This is a genomic window from Pseudomonas sp. 15C (assembly GCF_055484735.1).
In genome coordinates, this window is record NZ_JBUDGD010000054.1 from 1 (window position 1) to 16,245 (window position 16,245).

Here is a 16,245-nt window from a genome sequence, read left to right on the forward strand (position 1 = left end):
AGCCTGCTCGCGATAGCGGTGTGCCAGTCAATATTTGCATCGACTGACACACCGCTATCGCGAGCAGGCTCACTCCTACAGGGGTTTTGTGTCAGGGCTGCTGTTCGCGCAGCTCTTCTATGCTGATCTCGCGCATCCTGAATTTCTGAATCTTGCCCGTTACCGTCATCGGGAATTCTTCGACGAATTTGAAGTGCCGCGGCGTCTTGAAATGGGCGATGCGTTCCTTGCACCAGGCCTGCAATTGCAGCTCGGACGCACTGTGGCCAGGGTGAAACTTGATCCACGCGACGATCTCTTCGCCGTAGCGCGAGCACGGAATGCCGATCACCTGCACGTCGGCCACCGCCGGGTGAGTGAAGAAAAATTCCTCCAGCTCACGCGGATAAATGTTCTCGCCGCCACGAATGATCATGTCCTTGTTGCGCCCGGCGATATTGACGTAGCCGGCCTCATCCATGCTCGCCAGATCGCCGGTGTGCATCCAGCCCGCCTCATCGATGGCTTCAGCGGTGGCCTGCGGGTTGTTCCAGTAGCCGAGCATGACGCTGTAACCGCGGGTGCAGAGTTCGCCGATGGTGCCGCGCGGTACAAGGTTGCCGGCCTCGTCGATGATCTTGCTTTCCAGTTGCGGCTGGGTGCGGCCGACGGTGGTCACGCGCAATTCCAGCTCGTCGTTCGGCCCGGTCTGCAGCGACACCGGGCTGGTTTCGGTCATGCCATAGGCGATCTGCACTTCGCTCATGTGCATCTCGCTGATGACCCGACGCATCACTTCGATCGGGCACGTCGCGCCGGCCATGATCCCGGTGCGCAGGCTAGACAGATCGAACTCGCGGCGTTGCGGCTGATCGAGCATGGCGATGAACATGGTCGGTACGCCGTAGAGTCCGGTGGCGTGTTCTTCGGCGACGGTTTGCAGGGTCAGTAACGGATCGAAGGCGTCATTCGGGTAGATCATCGTGCTGCCGTGGGTGATGCAGCCGAGGTTGCCCATGACCATGCCGAAGCAGTGATACAGCGGCACCGGGATCACCAGACGATCACGCGGGGTCAGGCCGATGCTTTCACCGACCATGTAACCGTTGTTGAGGATGTTGTAGTGACTGAGGGTCGCGCCCTTGGGGAAACCGGTGGTGCCGGAGGTGTACTGAATGTTCACCGGTTGATCGAAGTGCAGGCTGTTGCTGCGTTCGCGCAGTTGCTCGGGCGTGACGCTCTGCGCGAGATCAGGCAATTGCGACCATGGCAGAAAACCTCGCGGCGGCTGCGCATCGAGGCTGATCACCCCACGCAGATCCGGCAGGCGCTCGCTGCTCAATTGGCCGGTGGCGTGCCCGGCCAGTTCCGGCAGCAGCCCCTGCAACATGCCGTGGTAGTCGGATGACTTGAACGACCCGGCGCAGACCAGCCACTGGCAGCCGGATTGCTTGAGCACGTATTCGAGCTCGGCGCTGCGATAGGCCGGGTTGATGTTGACCAGAACCACGCCGATTTTTGCCGTGGCCACCTGCGTGATGCACCACTGCGCGCAGTTCGGCGCCCAGATACCGAGGCGGTCGCCGGCTTGCAGACCTAGCGCGAGCAGCGCCCGGGCATGCACGTTCACTGCCTCGGCCAGTTGCCGCCAGGAATAGCGCAACTGCTGATGGCGGACCACCAGCGCTTCACCGTCCGGGTATTGCGCGACGGTTGCGTCAAACTGCTGACCGATGGTCAGCGCGAGCAAGGCCTTGTCCTGCGAACCACGGGTGTAGCTGCGCTGCGGTGCGGCACTGGGTTGATCCATGATGACCCCCTTCTTGTCTTTATTAGTGGGTATATCGAAATTACCCTGTAGGAGTGAGCCTGCTCGCGATGGCGATTATTCAGTCGACGAGGATGGTGACTGATCTGACGCCATCGCGAGCAGGCTCACTCCTACAGAAAGCACTGCGCTTTTCAATCCTGAATGGTCTTACTCTCGCCCAAGTTGACGTTAACGTAAAGTGTGATTGACAGTCATTCGTCGCAGGCTTACGTTAACGTAAAGGTGATAACTGACCGACCGTTTTCACTGCCACTACAAAAAAGCCAAAAGGTGCCGCATGAGCTATCCATCCCTGAACTTCGCCCTCGGTGAAACCATCGACATGCTGCGCGATCAGGTCCAGTCTTTCGTCGCAGACCAGATCGCCCCGCGCGCGGCGCAAATAGACAGCGACAACCTGTTCCCCGCCGACCTGTGGCGCAAATTCGGTGACATGGGCCTGCTCGGTGTCACCGTCCCGGAAGAATATGGCGGCGCTGGCCTCGGATATCTGGCGCACGTGGTGGCGATGGAAGAAATCAGCCGCGGCTCGGCTTCGGTGGCGTTGTCCTACGGCGCGCACTCCAATCTCTGCGTCAACCAGATCAACCGCAACGGCAATCACGAGCAAAAAACCAAATACCTGCCGCAGCTGATCAGCGGCGAACACGTGGGTGCGCTGGCGATGAGCGAGCCGAACGCCGGTTCCGACGTGGTTTCGATGAAACTGCGCGCCGACAAGCGCGGCGATCGTTTCGTGCTCAACGGCAGCAAGACCTGGATCACCAACGGTCCTGACGCCAACACCTACGTGATCTACGCCAAGACCGATCTGGAAAAAGGCCCGCACGGCATCACCGCCTTCATCGTTGAGCGCGACTGGAAAGGCTTCAGCCGCAGCAACAAGTTCGACAAGCTGGGCATGCGCGGCTCCAATACCTGCGAACTGTTTTTCGATGACGTTGAGGTGCCGCAAGAGAATATTCTCGGCGTGCTCAACGGCGGCGTGAAAGTCTTGATGAGCGGCCTCGATTACGAACGCGTGGTGCTCTCCGGCGGGCCGACCGGAATCATGCAGTCGTGCATGGACCTGATCGTGCCGTACATCCACGACCGCAAGCAGTTCGGCCAGAGCATCGGCGAGTTCCAGCTGATCCAGGGCAAAGTCGCCGACATGTACACCCAGCTCAACGCCAGCCGCGCCTACCTCTATGCGGTGGCGCAGGCCTGCGAGCGCGGCGAAACCACCCGCAAGGACGCCGCCGGGGTGATCCTCTACACCGCCGAGCGCGCCACGCAGATGGCCCTCGACGCGATCCAGATTCTTGGTGGCAACGGCTACATCAACGAATTCCCGGCGGGCCGTCTGCTGCGCGACGCCAAGCTGTACGAAATCGGCGCCGGCACCAGCGAGATCCGACGCATGCTGATCGGCCGCGAACTCTTCAACGAAACGAAATGAATTTCGTCAGCTGCAAGCCGCAAGCTACAAGCTGCAAGAGAAACGCGCTCTTGCCCCAACTTGCAGCTTGCCGCTTGTAGCTAAAAGCTGCTTACGGAGTAAGCCCCCCATGATTTTGCACACTCAGCTCAATCCGCGTTCAGCCGAGTTCGCCGCCAACAGCGCGGCAATGCTCAAGCAGGTCGACGCCCTGCACACGTTGCTCGCCCAAGTTGCACAGGGCGGCGGCGCCAAAGCCCAGGAACGACACACGTCGCGGGGCAAATTGCTCCCGCGTGAGCGCATCAACCGCTTGCTTGATCCGGGCTCGCCGTTTCTGGAAATCAGCCAGTTGGCCGCTCACGCGGTGTATGGCGAGGACGTGCCGGCGGCGGGCGTAATCGCCGGGATCGGCCGGGTCGAAGGCGTCGAGTGCATGATCGTCGCCAACGATGCCACGGTGAAAGGCGGTTCGTATTACCCGCTGACCGTAAAGAAACACCTGCGCGCACAGACCATCGCCCAGCAGAATCGTCTGCCGTGCATCTACCTGGTGGACTCGGGCGGCGCCAACCTGCCGCGTCAGGATGAAGTGTTTCCTGACCGCGAGCATTTCGGGCGGATCTTCTTCAATCAGGCCAACATGAGCGCGATGGGCATCCCCCAGATTGCCGTGGTCATGGGCTCGTGCACCGCAGGCGGTGCGTACGTGCCGGCGATGGCGGATGAAGCGATCATGGTGCGTAACCAGGCGACGATTTTCCTCGCCGGCCCGCCGCTGGTAAAAGCCGCGACCGGCGAAGTGGTCAGCGCCGAAGACCTTGGCGGTGCCGATGTGCATTGCAAGACCTCCGGCGTGGCTGACCATTATGCCGAGAGCGACGAACACGCCCTCGCCCTCGCCCGCCGCAGCGTCGCCAACCTCAACTGGCGCAAGCTCGGCGAAGTGCAGCAGCGCACGCCGATTGCGCCGCTGTACGCCAGCGATGAGTTGTACGGCGTGGTCTCGGCCGATGCCAAGCAGCCGTTCGATGTGCGCGAAGTGATTGCGCGGCTGGTCGACGGTTCGGTGTTCGATGAATTCAAGGCACTGTTTGGCACCACCCTGGTCTGCGGTTTCGCCCATCTGCACGGTTACCCGATTGCGATGCTGGCGAACAACGGCATCCTCTTCGCCGAAGCCGCACAGAAAGGCGCGCACTTCATCGAACTGGCCTGCCAGCGTGGCATTCCGTTGCTGTTTCTGCAGAACATCACCGGTTTCATGGTCGGGCAGAAATACGAGGCCGGCGGCATCGCCAAGCACGGCGCCAAACTGGTAACGGCAGTGGCCTGCGCCAAGGTGCCGAAGTTCACGGTGATCATCGGTGGCAGCTTCGGCGCCGGTAACTACGGCATGTGCGGGCGTGCTTACGACCCGCGTTTCCTGTGGATGTGGCCGAACGCGCGCATCGGCGTCATGGGTGCCGAACAAGCCGCCGGTGTGCTGGTGCAGGTCAAGCGCGAGCAGGCTGAACGCAGCGGTCAGGCGTTCACCGCCGAACAGGAAAACGAGATCAAGCAGCCGATTCTCGACCAGTACGAAGAACAGGGTCACCCCTACTATTCCAGCGCACGACTGTGGGACGACGGCGTCATCGACCCGGCGCAGACCCGCGATGTACTGGCCCTGGCCCTTTCCGCGTCGCTGAACGCGCCAATCGAACCGAGCCGCTTCGGCGTGTTCCGGATGTGATGCTTTCTGTAGGAGCGAGCCTGCTCGCGAATAAGGTCTGTCAGGCAGCGAATGCATCGCCTGATACATCGCTTTCGCGAGCAGGCTCACTCCTAAAGAAACCGTGGAGACGGATGAATATGAGCGACTTCAATACCCTTGAACTGCAAAGCGACCCACGCGGTTTCGCCACGCTGTGGCTCGACCGCGCCGAGAAAAACAACGCCTTCAATGCCGAGATGATCCGCGAACTGATCCTCGCTCTGGACAAGGTCGCCAGCGACGCCAGTCTGCGCTTCCTGCTGGTGCGCGGCCGTGGCAAGCACTTCAGCGCCGGCGCCGATCTGGCGTGGATGCAGCAATCGGCCGAGCTCGATTACCACACCAACCTCGACGACGCCCGCGAGCTGGCCGAGCTGATGTACAACCTCGCCAAGCTGAAGATTCCTGCGCTGGCGGTGGTGCAAGGTGCCGCGTTCGGTGGCGCGCTGGGGCTGATAAGCTGCTGCGACATGGCGATCGGTGCCGATGACGCTCAGTTCTGTCTGTCGGAAGTGCGTATCGGCCTGGCGCCTGCAGTGATCAGCCCGTTCGTGGTCCAGGCAATCGGCGAACGCGCGGCGCGGCGCTATGCGCTGACGGCCGAACGCTTCGGCGGACAGCGGGCGCGTGAGATCGGTTTGCTGTCCGAAAGCTATCCGCCAGCCGAACTCGAGCAACAAGTCGACCAGTGGATCAACAATCTGCTGCTTAACAGCCCTGCTGCCATGCGCGCCAGCAAGGACTTGCTGCGTGAGGTCGGCCATGGCGCGCTGACCCCGGCGCTGCGCCGCTATACCGAAAATGCCATCGCCCGTATTCGCGTCAGCCCTGAAGGCCAGGAAGGCCTGCGCGCCTTCCTGCAAAAACGTCCGCCGAGCTGGCAAGCCGCAACCACCACCGAGGAGCCGCGTTGATGAGCGCACCCGTTCTCACCACTCTGTTAGTGGCCAACCGTGGCGAAATCGCCTGCCGCATCATGCGCACCGCCAAGGCCCTGGGCCTGACCACCGTCGCGGTGCACAGCGCCACTGATCGCGAAGCGCGGCACAGCCGTGAAGCGGACATCCGCGTCGATCTGGGCGGCAGCAAAGCGGCCGACAGTTATTTGCAGATCGACAAGTTGATCGCGGCGGCCAAGGCCAGCGGCGCTCAAGCGATCCATCCCGGTTATGGATTTCTCTCCGAGAATGCCGGTTTCGCCCGCGCCATCGAAGCGGCCGGCTTGATTTTCCTCGGTCCCCCCGCCTCGGCCATCGACGCCATGGGCAGCAAATCCGCGGCCAAGGCGCTTATGGAAACGGCCGGCGTGCCGTTGGTGCCGGGTTACCACGGCGAAGCGCAGGATCTCGATACCTTCCGCGCGGCCTGCGAGCGCATCGGCTATCCGGTGCTGCTCAAAGCCACCGCCGGGGGTGGCGGCAAAGGCATGAAAGTGGTCGAGGACGTCAGCCAGCTGGCCGAAGCGCTGGCCTCGGCGCAGCGTGAGGCGCAGTCGTCGTTCGGCGACTCACGGATGCTGGTGGAGAAATACCTGCTCAAGCCGCGGCATGTGGAAATCCAGATCTTTGCCGATCAGCTTGGCCATTGCCTGTACCTGAATGAGCGCGATTGCTCGATTCAACGACGTCACCAGAAGGTCGTCGAGGAAGCCCCCGCGCCGGGCCTGTCCGCGGAACTGCGGCGGGCGATGGGCGAAGCGGCCGTGCGCTCGGCGCAGGCGATCGGTTATGTCGGCGCGGGGACTGTGGAGTTCTTGCTGGACGCACGCGGCGAATTCTTCTTCATGGAAATGAACACGCGGTTGCAGGTCGAGCATCCGGTGACTGAAGCCATCACCGGTCTGGACCTGGTGGCGTGGCAGATTCGCGTCGCCCGTGGTGAGGCGCTGCCGATGACTCAGGAGCAGGTGCCGCTCAACGGTCACGCGATTGAAGTTCGCCTGTACGCAGAAGATCCGGCGAATGACTTTCTACCGGCGACCGGACGTTTGGCGCTGTACCGCGAATCCGCTGACGGACCGGGGCGTCGCGTAGACAGCGGCGTCGACGAAGGCGATGAAATCTCGCCGTTCTATGATCCGATGCTCGGCAAGCTGATCGCCTGGGGCGAGGACCGTGAACAGGCCAGACTGCGCTTGTTGAGCATGCTTGACGAATTTGCCATCGGCGGTTTGAAGACCAACATCAACTTCTTGCGGCGGATCATTGCGCATCCGGCATTTGCTGCCGCTGAACTGGATACCGGGTTTATTCCGCGCTATCAGGAGCAACTGCTGCCAGCGGCGCAACCGTTGAGCGATGCGTTCTGGAACGCGGCGGCGCAAGCGCTGGCGCAGAGTCTGCCGCAGCGTACGCGCGTGGATGATCCGGCTTCGCCGTGGTCTCACAACAGCGGTTTACGCACAGGCTTGCCAGGCGAAACAACCCTGCATTTGAGTTGCGAAGGTCAGGATAAAGCGCTGACGTTGAATGACACCGGCAATGCCAGACTGAGCGGCGAAGCACTCATCGTGGAAGAAGCAGGTGTGCGCCGTAGTTTGCGCACCATTCGCCAGGGCGATGCGCTGTATCTGCAATGGGACGGCGAGTTACGACGTATCGAAACGTACGACCCGATCAGCGCCGTCGATGCCAGTCACAGCCATCAGGGCGGTCTGACTGCACCAATGAACGGCAGCATCGTCCGCGTGCTGGTCGAGGCCGGCCAATCGGTCGAGGCTGGGGCGCAATTGGTGGTGCTGGAAGCGATGAAAATGGAGCACAGCGTTCGCGCGCCGCATGCCGGGGTGATCAAAGCGCTGTATTGTCAGGAGGGCGAAATGGTCGGCGAAGGCAGCGCTCTGGTGGAGCTGGAAGCCGTGTAAATGAAGGATCGATCCTACGCCTGGCGAGGATCGATCTGACTAGTAACGCGCCGTGGCCTGCACCACGACGCCAATGATTCGACACTCATCGGTCAGCAGGGCTTTCGGCCAGGTTGGGTTGAGCGGTACCAGGTACCGCTGGCCGCCCTGTTCGTCGAGTTTGCGGAAAATCGCTTCCGGGCTGTCGGGCCACTGGGCAATCACCAGTTTGCCTGGCACCGCCTCAACCGCCGGATCGACCAGAATCAGCATGCCTTCGGCAATGCTCTGGCCAGTCGGCGCGGTCATCGAGTCCCCCGCTACCGTCAACCAGAACGCCGCGCCGCGTGCGTGGTAATCGGTGAGTTCGAAGCGCTGTTTAGCGGAGGCCCTGGTGTAGGACGCCGGGTCGCCTTCGCGCACCTCGCAAGTCGTCTGCCAATCGCTGACCGGGTAACGGAAGTACGGGTTGTACTTCTGCGCCAGCGGCATCTCGTCCTCCGGCGTAACTTGCGGCTCACGAATCACCAGCACCACTTCGAGAAAATCCAGACCCAGCGCCTGCAGCACGCGGTTCATCTCGGTGACACCGGGTTCGCGACGCTTGTTCAGCCAATGACCGATCCCGCCCTGGGACATGCCGACGCGCTCTCCGAGCTCTGTTTGAGTGATTTTGAGTTCACTCATCTTGGCCTTGACCAACTCAATCCATTTATCCATGTGCAGCACCTTACTGTCGACGCCTTCGGCCGGCAAAACACAAATTGTAGTATTTAAATTCTAGTCACAACTACGCACAGTACTATGCTGAGAGGACGGATTCTCAATCGAACAAGGAGTGCCTCGTCATCATGACTATCAGCAGCAAAGACTTGCCCGATCTGCAAATGGACACCACGTTTACTTCGCCTCAGGGCAACGCGGCAGCGCAACGGGCGCTGGACTATTACTTGAAACCGGCTGTGTCAGAACCCGAGGTGGATGAGCGTTTTTTCGACGTCAAACGTCACCTCAGCGGTGAAGAAGCCCTGGTGCATGCTTCGGACCTGTTGCGCTGTGCGGCGGCGACAGCGTTCAAGGCCGCGGAAACCCTGCAGGGCGCGAGCCGCGATCTGGCGTTTTCCGTGGTGCACATGGTGGATATGGCGCGGGCGATGGTCGACCATTCGCTCGATGGCGAAGAAGCCTGAGCACAGCAGACGGAACGAGACAGGAAAGAATTTTCCAATCAGGCGGATAAAAACATTTGACTTGCAAATGATAATGATTATTATTGCAAGCAGCTGGTCGCGAGATCAGTCGATGGACCAGAGACCTTAGGTCGGTCTTCTGGACTATCTCCTCATCAGGCTAATCACGGTTTTTGACCCGGCTTTTTGCCGGGTCTTTTTTTGCCCGTTTTTCGGGCTTATGGCTTCAGGCTAATGAAGTCTTTGGGTGTTGCGCATTCGATGGCGCGGATAATATCAAAAGAATATCGGATGACAAGCGAAGCCCGGCCACATTGGGGCAAACTTTACCAATTAGCACTTGAGAATCACTCGCACACTCTCTAAGCTGCTTGCGCGTCACGGAGGACGCCCCCCGCTGCAGCCCCCGCAATTCCCCTCGGTTTCAAACCAGCCTGCGTGTAAAGTGACGGCCATAAAATCGTGTTCAGGAATCGATTATGTCCGTGGCCAAATCCTCGTTCGACATCAGCGCCAATTTCGACAGCGGCAACATTCAAGTCATTGATCTCAGCAATCCGCTCAGCCCGGTTCTGGCGATTCGCCCGGATACCCGCAGCGCACATTTTCAATGGTTCCACTTCAAGGCCAGCGGTCTGCATGTCGGCCAGGAACACTGGTTCCGGCTGATCAACGCCAGCCAGTCTTCGTATAACAAAGCCTGGACCGGCTACCAGGCCGTGGCGTCCTACGATCACGTCAACTGGTTCCGCATTCCGACCATTTTCGAAGGCGACTCCCTGCGTTTCGGCCTCGAAGCCACCCAGACCCACGCCTGGTTCGCCTATTTCGAACCGTACAGCCGCGGCCGCCATGACTGGCTGATCGAGCAGGCACTGAGCAAGGCCGGCACGCAACTGCTGGCGACGGGCAAGAGCGTCGAAGGTCGTGACATCCAGTTACTGCGCAAGGGCAGCGGCGACGAAGGCCAGCGCAAGGTCTGGATCATCGCTCAGCAACACCCGGGCGAGCACATGGCCGAGTGGTTCATGGAAGGCGTGATCGAGCGCCTGGAAAGACAAGACGATCCGGTGCTGAACAAACTGCTGGCCAGCGCCGATCTGTACCTGGTGCCGAACATGAACCCGGACGGTGCCTTCCACGGCCATTTGCGCACCAACGCCATGGGCCAGGACTTGAATCGCGCTTGGCAGAACGCCAGCCAGGAAATCAGCCCCGAGGTACTTTTCGTACAGCAGCAAATGGAAAAGTATGGCGTCGATCTGTTCATCGACGTACACGGGGACGAGGAGATCCCCCACGTGTTCACTGCCGGTTGCGAAGGTAATCCCGGGTTCACGCCGCGCATCGAAAAGCTCGAAGAGCACTTCAACACACACCTCAAGCACACGACCAGGGATTTCCAGACCCAGTACGGCTACAGCCGCGACGAACCGGGCCAGGCCAACATGACTCTGGCTTGCAACAGTGTCGGGCAGAAATACGACTGCCTGTCGCTGACACTGGAAATGCCGTTCAAGGACCACGATGACCACCCCGACCAAATCACCGGCTGGTCGGGCAAGCGCTCGAAACAATTGGGCAAGGATGTGCTGACCACCATCGCCGACATGGTCGATATCCTGCGCTGACCCCCTGCCCTCGCTGATCGGCAACCGGCGCATCGACTTGATGCGCCGGTTGCGGCGATCAGCCGCGATCGCGACCGCGCAACATGCTGTCGAGCACTTCGTCACGCCGTATCCAGCCATGGAACAACGCTGCCGCCAGATGCACCAGCACCGTCAGAAACAACAGATACGCCAGATAGCCGTGCGCCTTGCGCAGCAGCGCGAACAACTGAGCATCGGCGGGCACAATGGCCGGCAATTGCAACGCCGTACCGAGCATCACCGGCTCGCCCGAGGCGCTGATCATCGCCCAGCCGAGCAACGGCAACACCAGCATCAATCCATACAACAACCAATGCGAGGCCTTGGCCGCCAGCGCTTGCCAGTCCGGCAGATCAGCCGGCAGCGGTGGCTGGCGTGTGCTCCAGCGCACCAGCAGACGGACGATCACCAGCGCCAGAATGGCAATGCCCAGCGGCTTGTGCAGATGGATCAGCCATTCATGCCGCTCGGACACCGAGGTGACCATGCCGGCACCGATAAACAGCATGGCGATGATCATCACGGCCATCAGCCAGTGCAGCAGCCGCGCCAGCAAAACGAAATGGGTCGGTTGGGTGCTCATGGGCGAGCCTCCTGTTTGGCGGCGGGCAACTGGCTGACTTCGCTGGTGCGGCGCAGGTAGGAATCGGCATAGCCGGCCGATCGGGCGGCGAGCAACGGGTCGTCGGAACCTTGAATGCCGGCCGGCAAAACCAGCGGGTCGTAGTTGATGTCACGGCACTCGCCGCTCAGTTGCGGTTGGGTTTTCTCCAGCACCAACGTGCCGGCATTCAACACTTTGCGCTCGGCGGGCCAGTTCTTGCTGGCGTCGTTGACCGGATCCTCAGGATTGGCGAGGGTGATATTCAATTGAAAACGCAGTGGCCCCGATGCCAGGCGTTGCACCAGATCCTTTTCAAGGAAATCGCCGCCCTCGGGCGCGGTAGCACCGGCAGCGTCGCGCGCAACGGGGGTCATGCTCCAGCGCACCGCCTGTTTCTTGCCGTTACCGTCGACCAGGTAAAACGCGTTGACGCTGTTATAGGTTTCGGTGGCGTAACTGGCCGACGGTCTGGCCGTCTTGATCCAGGTCAGAAAGGGCACTGCTTCCGGGTGCGCGGCGAAGAACGCCGGGACTTTCGTCGGGTCCGGCTTACCGGTGGCCGGGTCCGGCGACTGCGCCTGCTGTAGCTGATAGAACGCCTCTGGCGTGCCCACCGGAAACACCGGCATGCTGTTCATGCCGGTGCGCCACTGTTGGCCGTTGGCCTGGGTGAAACGCAGCGCCAGACTGCGGATCGGCACGCTGCCGTCCGGCGCGTACGGGTTGCCCGAAGGCAGTGCGAAACGTCCGACCACCGGCGTTTGCGCCTCGTTGAACACTTGTGCAGTGGAGAACGCACGCGCCTCGCCACTGCTCTCGAAATGGCCGATCACGCAGACGCCTTTGCCGTGGTTGCGGCGAAAACCGGGATGCACACCGTTGTTCTTTTCCAGCACATCCACCAGCGCTTTTGGCGTCAGCCGTTGTGGGTCCAAGTTGCCATGCACGTAGGCAAACGCCCCGGCCACAGCGGCGACAACCACGGCAATACCGCCCAGGCGCAATATCAGACTTGCAGCACCCAAGGGTGGACGCTGTGCCCTTCCGGGCGGCGTTGTGTCAGGTGAGGTGCGGTCAACCATGAAAGACTCCAGAGCCAAAGGCCAGAAGGAAAGGTGCTATGAGACGTACGCCTCGCAGGTTTATTCCTTCAGAACTGTAGTTTCTTTCACCGCACCGTGTAGGACGCTGCGCTTGAGCGATTCAAAGCTGCTCGAAACGAGGCTCGCGCTTCTCCAGAAAGGCTTGCATCCCCTCTTTCTGTCCGGGCGTGCTGAACAAACCGTGAAACACCCTCCGCTCAAACAACACGCCGTTGCGCAGTCCCGTTTCCAGCGCATGGTTAACCGCTTCGCGGGCAGCCAGCGCCGCCGTTCGCGGAAATCCGGCGATGCGTCGTGCCACGGCCACTGCCTCTTCGAGCAACTGATCGGCGGCCGTCACGCGTGATACCAGTCCTGCCTGCTCGGCCTCCCTCGCGCCCATCGCACGCCCGGTGAGAATCATGTCCATAGCCTTGGCCCTGCCGATGGCCCGCGTCAGCCGTTGAGTGCCACCCATGCCCGGCATGACGCCCAAGGTGATTTCCGGTAAAGCAAATTGTGCGGACTCAGCGGCGATGATTACGTCGCACATCATCGCCAGCTCACAGCCACCGCCAAAGGCGAACCCGGCGACGGCTGCCACTTTTGGCGTTCGAAACCCAGCGAAAGCATCCCATCCGGCGAAGTAATCTTCGGTAATCATGTCCAGGCACGACTTGGTGTACATCTCCTTGATGTCCGCGCCCGCAGCAAAGTACTCGGGGGTACCGGTAATCACGAAACACCCTACGTCAGGATCGGCGTCCAACCCGCGCATTGCGTCCAGCAATTGGTGCATTACCGCCGTACTCAGGGCATTTCGTGCCTGTGGTCGATTCAACCGGATCAATACGACCCGGCCCATTCGTTCGATCAATACACTCATGGTCATCTCATCGCTTGGAAAAAGTCTGTCGGGAAAGTTTTCGCAGCACGGTCAGGAGTCCCAAATGGCGCCGTAGGCAGGAATGCCCCGTGCTTCCATTTCCTCCACGACCTGCTCGGTCAGTTTCTGATTGGAAATGCAAATGACTGCTTCGGCGCCGAACGACTGCACGGCGGCATAAGCGAGTGTCACCAGATCAGGTTTTCCGCGCACATCGGTATCCCAGATCAGCGCGTCAGGCTGGACTTGCAGGATTTCATCGACCAACGCGTCGCCATAGGTTGTCCTCGGGCTGCGCGTGGACCAGATCAGGCGTATGGGCACTTGCCTGGCCAGTAAATGGGGCAACACGGGCCCGATACCACTGCCGGTGGCGATATACACCACTGACTTGAACAGCGTTTCGATGCGTGCAACGCCTGCAGTGCTGATGCCCTTGACCCAGACATGCGTCGGCGCCTGCTCGATAAAGGCACCCGTCCAGTCGCCGGCACGGGAAATGATCAGTCGAAAACCTTCCTCTCCCGGCGCAGGAATATTCGCGAAGGAGTGCCATTCCCACAGCGGGCTGCGACTGATCGCCGTGGCGGAACCGGCGAACGGCGTGTGATGCGCAAAGCGGGCTATCACTGCGTGTGAAGAAGTGCGGACGAGGCTGACAGGCACTTTACGCAACCGCAGCCAAGGCAGCGCAACGCTGAGCGTCACCAGCAGCAGCACCCAGAACGAGACCGTGCGAGGAACAACGTCGAACAACGCCGCCGTCGGATTCTGCTCGCGGGCAGACACCACTGTGATTACCCAAAACAACGCCAGCGCAGCCCATCCGGCGAAACGGTGAGTTCGCTCGAAGGCATTATGGAATCGCGCGCGTACAGCCGGGATGGCCATGATCGCGACCAGCAACATCAGCCCGAGCAACCCACCATTGAGGCCGAGCAGCGTCAGCGAAACATCACCCGGCCCTGCGTACCGTTGCCAGATCATCGAACCGAACAGCAGCGCAAACCAGGCAATCGCCGCCATCGCGCCACCGCTGTGCAGCCCACCGAAGTGATAGACCTTGGCCAGCGAGCGGCGAATAGCCAGCGGCCAACACGTCGGCGCCCGCGTCGCCAGCCAGAACAACAGATTGATGACGTACTGCTGACGCATCAGGATCGCCAGCGAAAGGTTGGCCATCACCAGCCCGGACAGCACAGGCAAATCCACACTGGCAGAAGACCACCATTGGCCGATTTCAAGCCCGTAGCCCAGCACCGCGACGTTGCACGCCAGCACCAGCATCACCAGGCGGTTGTAATGCGAGAACAGCGACAGCGTTCCCAGCCGCCGCCAGAGTGCACGGCGCGGCGGCAAGACAATCTCCGTTTGCATCGCGCTCATGCAGGCACCTGCGACGCTGTGCCAGTCGCTCGCGTCTGGTGCGCGACTGCCCATTCGAGCAGCAAGCGCTTGTCGACTTTGCCACGGGACGTCAGCGGTATCGCATCCACGGCCAGAATCAGCGACGGCACGCAGTAATAGGCAAGTCGGTTTTCACAGCAGGCGCGAGCGGCCTCAACGTCGATGCTGGCGGGATAGACGAATGCCACCAGATGCCGGCTGTCGAGTTTGAGCGTGACCGCGCGTTCGCAGTTCGGCACAGACTCCAGCACCGTCGATACCGAGTCGAGCTCCACCCGAAAACCGCGGACCTTGACCTGATCGTCGACACGCCCAAGGTGTTCCAGCTCACCGTCTTCAGTCCAGCGCCCGAGATCACGCGTGCGGAACATCATGCGCCCCTGACCCAGAAACGGGTCGGGTTGGTAGCGCTCGCCAGTCAGTTGGGGATTGCCCAGGTAGCCTGCCGTCACGCAATCGCCACCCGCCCACATCTCGCCCTGTTCGCCCGGGCCGCAAAGCTGCCCGGCCTCATTGAGCACATACACGGTGTTATTGGGCGTCGGCTTGCCGATCGTCAGCGCTCCCGCCCCCCGATAATGCTGCATCGTATTGACGATGGTGGTTTCGGTCGGTCCGCATGCATTGTAAAACGTGCAAAACGCCGCCCAGCGTTCGGCCAATGGCCGCGGGCAAGGCTCACCCGCCAAAGCGACCACTTTCACCCGACTGCAACGAGCAGCATCCAGCGTGGCGAGCATCGAAGGCGTCGCGATCAGCACATCGCACTGTTCGGCGGTCCGCGCGATGTCCTTGCCGCGAATCAACAGCGTTGCGCCATGGGCCAGACACCCGAGTATTTCCCAGGCCGCCATGTCGAACGCGATGTTGAGGATCTGCCCGACTGTCAATCCGGGCCGCATACCGAGATTGCCGGGTGCGGTCAGCAAAATGTTGCACACGTTGCGCTGAGTCACGCGCACGCCGTTGGGCAGGCCGGTCGTGCCTGAGGTAAACAACACAAAACAGACCGGATCCACCAATGAGCTTGCACCCACGACGTTCTGCTCATCCGCTGGCGCACTGACAACGCTGATGAACTCGTCCAGATGAATGCAGTGTTGGGCCGGGGTCAAGGGAATCGCTTGTGCCAGTTCGCCAAGGGTCAGGACCACACGCACCTTGGCGACGTCCATGATGTGACGCAATTGCGCAACGGGGGTAATGCCGACATGTTGCGGAATATAGGCGGCGCCGACTTTCAACACCGCCAGCATGCCCACCAGCATCGGAATCGAACGCTCGACAAACAACGCCACGTGGTCGCCAGGCGATACACCTTGCTCAAGCAACACGCCTGCGAGCCGATTGGCCTGGCGATTCAATTCACCATAGCGAATGAACCGCCCCTGATGCTGCGCGGCAATCGCTTCAGGCCGGACACGCGCCTGCTCTTCGATCGCACGATGAATCAACTGCGCATCCGGTTCGATCTTTGGGCCGCAGCCAAATCGCTGCCATGGAACGGTCTCGACCTTTACTGCGCTATCAAATCCCTGTGTTGCTCGGCGAGTGCTTGCGAACGCTTGCATGGAATATCCCTTTAGCTGATTTCAA

Annotated in this window: 13 protein-coding genes; 6 read left to right on the forward strand and 7 right to left on the reverse strand. The window is 60.9% G+C overall.

What is annotated here, in order from left to right; genetic code table 11:
* Positions 1 to 91: 91 nt before the first annotated feature.
* The gene (locus ACYYKW_RS21650) at positions 92 to 1,789 is read right to left on the reverse strand and encodes an AMP-binding protein (protein ID WP_464991117.1); all 1,698 of its coding nucleotides are present in this window, start codon (positions 1,787 to 1,789) and stop codon (positions 92 to 94) included.
* 298 nt (positions 1,790 to 2,087) lie between these two features.
* Between ACYYKW_RS21650 and ACYYKW_RS21655 the strand changes: the two genes are divergently transcribed.
* From ACYYKW_RS21655 to ACYYKW_RS21670, 4 genes are all read left to right on the forward strand, one after another.
* Positions 2,088 to 3,251, forward strand: coding sequence for an isovaleryl-CoA dehydrogenase (locus tag ACYYKW_RS21655; protein WP_464991118.1), 1,164 nt, complete (start codon positions 2,088 to 2,090; stop codon positions 3,249 to 3,251).
* 109 nt (positions 3,252 to 3,360) lie between these two features.
* Positions 3,361 to 4,965, forward strand: a complete 1,605-nt coding sequence (locus ACYYKW_RS21660) for a carboxyl transferase domain-containing protein (RefSeq protein WP_464991119.1) — start codon at positions 3,361 to 3,363, stop codon at positions 4,963 to 4,965.
* 119 nt (positions 4,966 to 5,084) lie between these two features.
* On the forward strand, positions 5,085 to 5,900 hold the full coding sequence (locus tag ACYYKW_RS21665; protein WP_093100499.1) for a gamma-carboxygeranoyl-CoA hydratase: 816 nt from the start codon (positions 5,085 to 5,087) through the stop codon (positions 5,898 to 5,900).
* Positions 5,900 to 7,849: an acetyl/propionyl/methylcrotonyl-CoA carboxylase subunit alpha gene (locus tag ACYYKW_RS21670; RefSeq protein WP_464991120.1), complete on the forward strand. Its 1,950-nt coding sequence runs from the start codon at positions 5,900 to 5,902 to the stop codon at positions 7,847 to 7,849. The genes ACYYKW_RS21665 and ACYYKW_RS21670 overlap by 1 nt, the downstream gene beginning before the upstream one ends.
* A 39-nt stretch (positions 7,850 to 7,888) precedes the next feature.
* Here ACYYKW_RS21670 and ACYYKW_RS21675 read toward each other — a convergent pair whose 3' ends face one another.
* Positions 7,889 to 8,548, reverse strand: coding sequence for a LexA family protein (locus ACYYKW_RS21675; RefSeq protein ID WP_090284443.1), 660 nt, complete (start codon positions 8,546 to 8,548; stop codon positions 7,889 to 7,891).
* A 131-nt stretch (positions 8,549 to 8,679) separates the two neighbouring features.
* Here ACYYKW_RS21675 and ACYYKW_RS21680 point away from each other — a divergent pair, with 131 nt between their 5' ends.
* Together ACYYKW_RS21680 and ACYYKW_RS21685 are read left to right on the forward strand one after the other, a co-directional pair.
* Positions 8,680 to 9,018, forward strand: coding sequence for a DUF6124 family protein (locus ACYYKW_RS21680; RefSeq protein ID WP_090284444.1), 339 nt, complete (start codon positions 8,680 to 8,682; stop codon positions 9,016 to 9,018).
* A gap of 479 nt (positions 9,019 to 9,497) precedes the next feature.
* On the forward strand, positions 9,498 to 10,649 hold the full coding sequence (locus ACYYKW_RS21685) for a M14 family metallopeptidase (RefSeq protein ID WP_464991121.1): 1,152 nt from the start codon (positions 9,498 to 9,500) through the stop codon (positions 10,647 to 10,649).
* 58 nt (positions 10,650 to 10,707) lie between these two features.
* On the opposite strand, the gene ACYYKW_RS21690 is transcribed toward ACYYKW_RS21685, so the two are convergent.
* The 5 genes from ACYYKW_RS21690 to ACYYKW_RS21710 all read right to left on the reverse strand — a co-directional run bounded on the left by ACYYKW_RS21690 (position 10,708) and on the right by ACYYKW_RS21710 (position 16,220).
* Positions 10,708 to 11,253 (reverse strand): cytochrome b, encoded by a 546-nt coding sequence (locus ACYYKW_RS21690; RefSeq protein WP_093100491.1) that lies wholly within the window; start codon positions 11,251 to 11,253, stop codon positions 10,708 to 10,710.
* Positions 11,250 to 12,356: a catalase family peroxidase gene (locus tag ACYYKW_RS21695; RefSeq protein WP_464991122.1), complete on the reverse strand. Its 1,107-nt coding sequence runs from the start codon at positions 12,354 to 12,356 to the stop codon at positions 11,250 to 11,252. Before ACYYKW_RS21695 ends, ACYYKW_RS21690 begins: the two co-directional genes overlap by 4 nt.
* Positions 12,357 to 12,477: 121 nt before the next feature.
* Positions 12,478 to 13,242: an enoyl-CoA hydratase-related protein gene (locus tag ACYYKW_RS21700; protein ID WP_464991123.1), complete on the reverse strand. Its 765-nt coding sequence runs from the start codon at positions 13,240 to 13,242 to the stop codon at positions 12,478 to 12,480.
* Positions 13,243 to 13,293: 51 nt separating this feature from the next.
* Positions 13,294 to 14,628 (reverse strand): hypothetical protein, encoded by a 1,335-nt coding sequence (locus ACYYKW_RS21705; RefSeq protein ID WP_464991124.1) that lies wholly within the window; start codon positions 14,626 to 14,628, stop codon positions 13,294 to 13,296.
* Entirely contained in the window at positions 14,625 to 16,220 is a 1,596-nt protein-coding gene (locus tag ACYYKW_RS21710) for an amino acid adenylation domain-containing protein (protein WP_464991125.1), read from the reverse strand. The genes ACYYKW_RS21705 and ACYYKW_RS21710 overlap by 4 nt, the downstream gene beginning before the upstream one ends.
* Between the last annotated feature and the right edge of the window lie 25 nt (positions 16,221 to 16,245).

Bases quoted from the DNA above. Each gene is read 5' to 3' on its own strand.
- ACYYKW_RS21650 (WP_464991117.1), bottom strand. From the start codon at position 1,789: ATGGATCAACCCAGTGCCGCACCGCAGCGCAGCTACACCCGTGGTTCG.
- ACYYKW_RS21655 (WP_464991118.1), top strand. From the start codon at position 2,088: ATGAGCTATCCATCCCTGAACTTCGCCCTCGGTGAAACCATCGACATG.
- ACYYKW_RS21660 (WP_464991119.1), top strand. From the start codon at position 3,361: ATGATTTTGCACACTCAGCTCAATCCGCGTTCAGCCGAGTTCGCCGCC.
- ACYYKW_RS21665 (WP_093100499.1), top strand. From the start codon at position 5,085: ATGAGCGACTTCAATACCCTTGAACTGCAAAGCGACCCACGCGGTTTC.
- ACYYKW_RS21670 (WP_464991120.1), top strand. From the start codon at position 5,900: ATGAGCGCACCCGTTCTCACCACTCTGTTAGTGGCCAACCGTGGCGAA.
- ACYYKW_RS21675 (WP_090284443.1), bottom strand. From the start codon at position 8,548: ATGGATAAATGGATTGAGTTGGTCAAGGCCAAGATGAGTGAACTCAAA.
- ACYYKW_RS21680 (WP_090284444.1), top strand. From the start codon at position 8,680: ATGACTATCAGCAGCAAAGACTTGCCCGATCTGCAAATGGACACCACG.
- ACYYKW_RS21685 (WP_464991121.1), top strand. From the start codon at position 9,498: ATGTCCGTGGCCAAATCCTCGTTCGACATCAGCGCCAATTTCGACAGC.
- ACYYKW_RS21690 (WP_093100491.1), bottom strand. From the start codon at position 11,253: ATGAGCACCCAACCGACCCATTTCGTTTTGCTGGCGCGGCTGCTGCAC.
- ACYYKW_RS21695 (WP_464991122.1), bottom strand. From the start codon at position 12,356: ATGGTTGACCGCACCTCACCTGACACAACGCCGCCCGGAAGGGCACAG.
- ACYYKW_RS21700 (WP_464991123.1), bottom strand. From the start codon at position 13,242: ATGAGTGTATTGATCGAACGAATGGGCCGGGTCGTATTGATCCGGTTG.
- ACYYKW_RS21705 (WP_464991124.1), bottom strand. From the start codon at position 14,628: ATGAGCGCGATGCAAACGGAGATTGTCTTGCCGCCGCGCCGTGCACTC.
- ACYYKW_RS21710 (WP_464991125.1), bottom strand. From the start codon at position 16,220: ATGCAAGCGTTCGCAAGCACTCGCCGAGCAACACAGGGATTTGATAGC.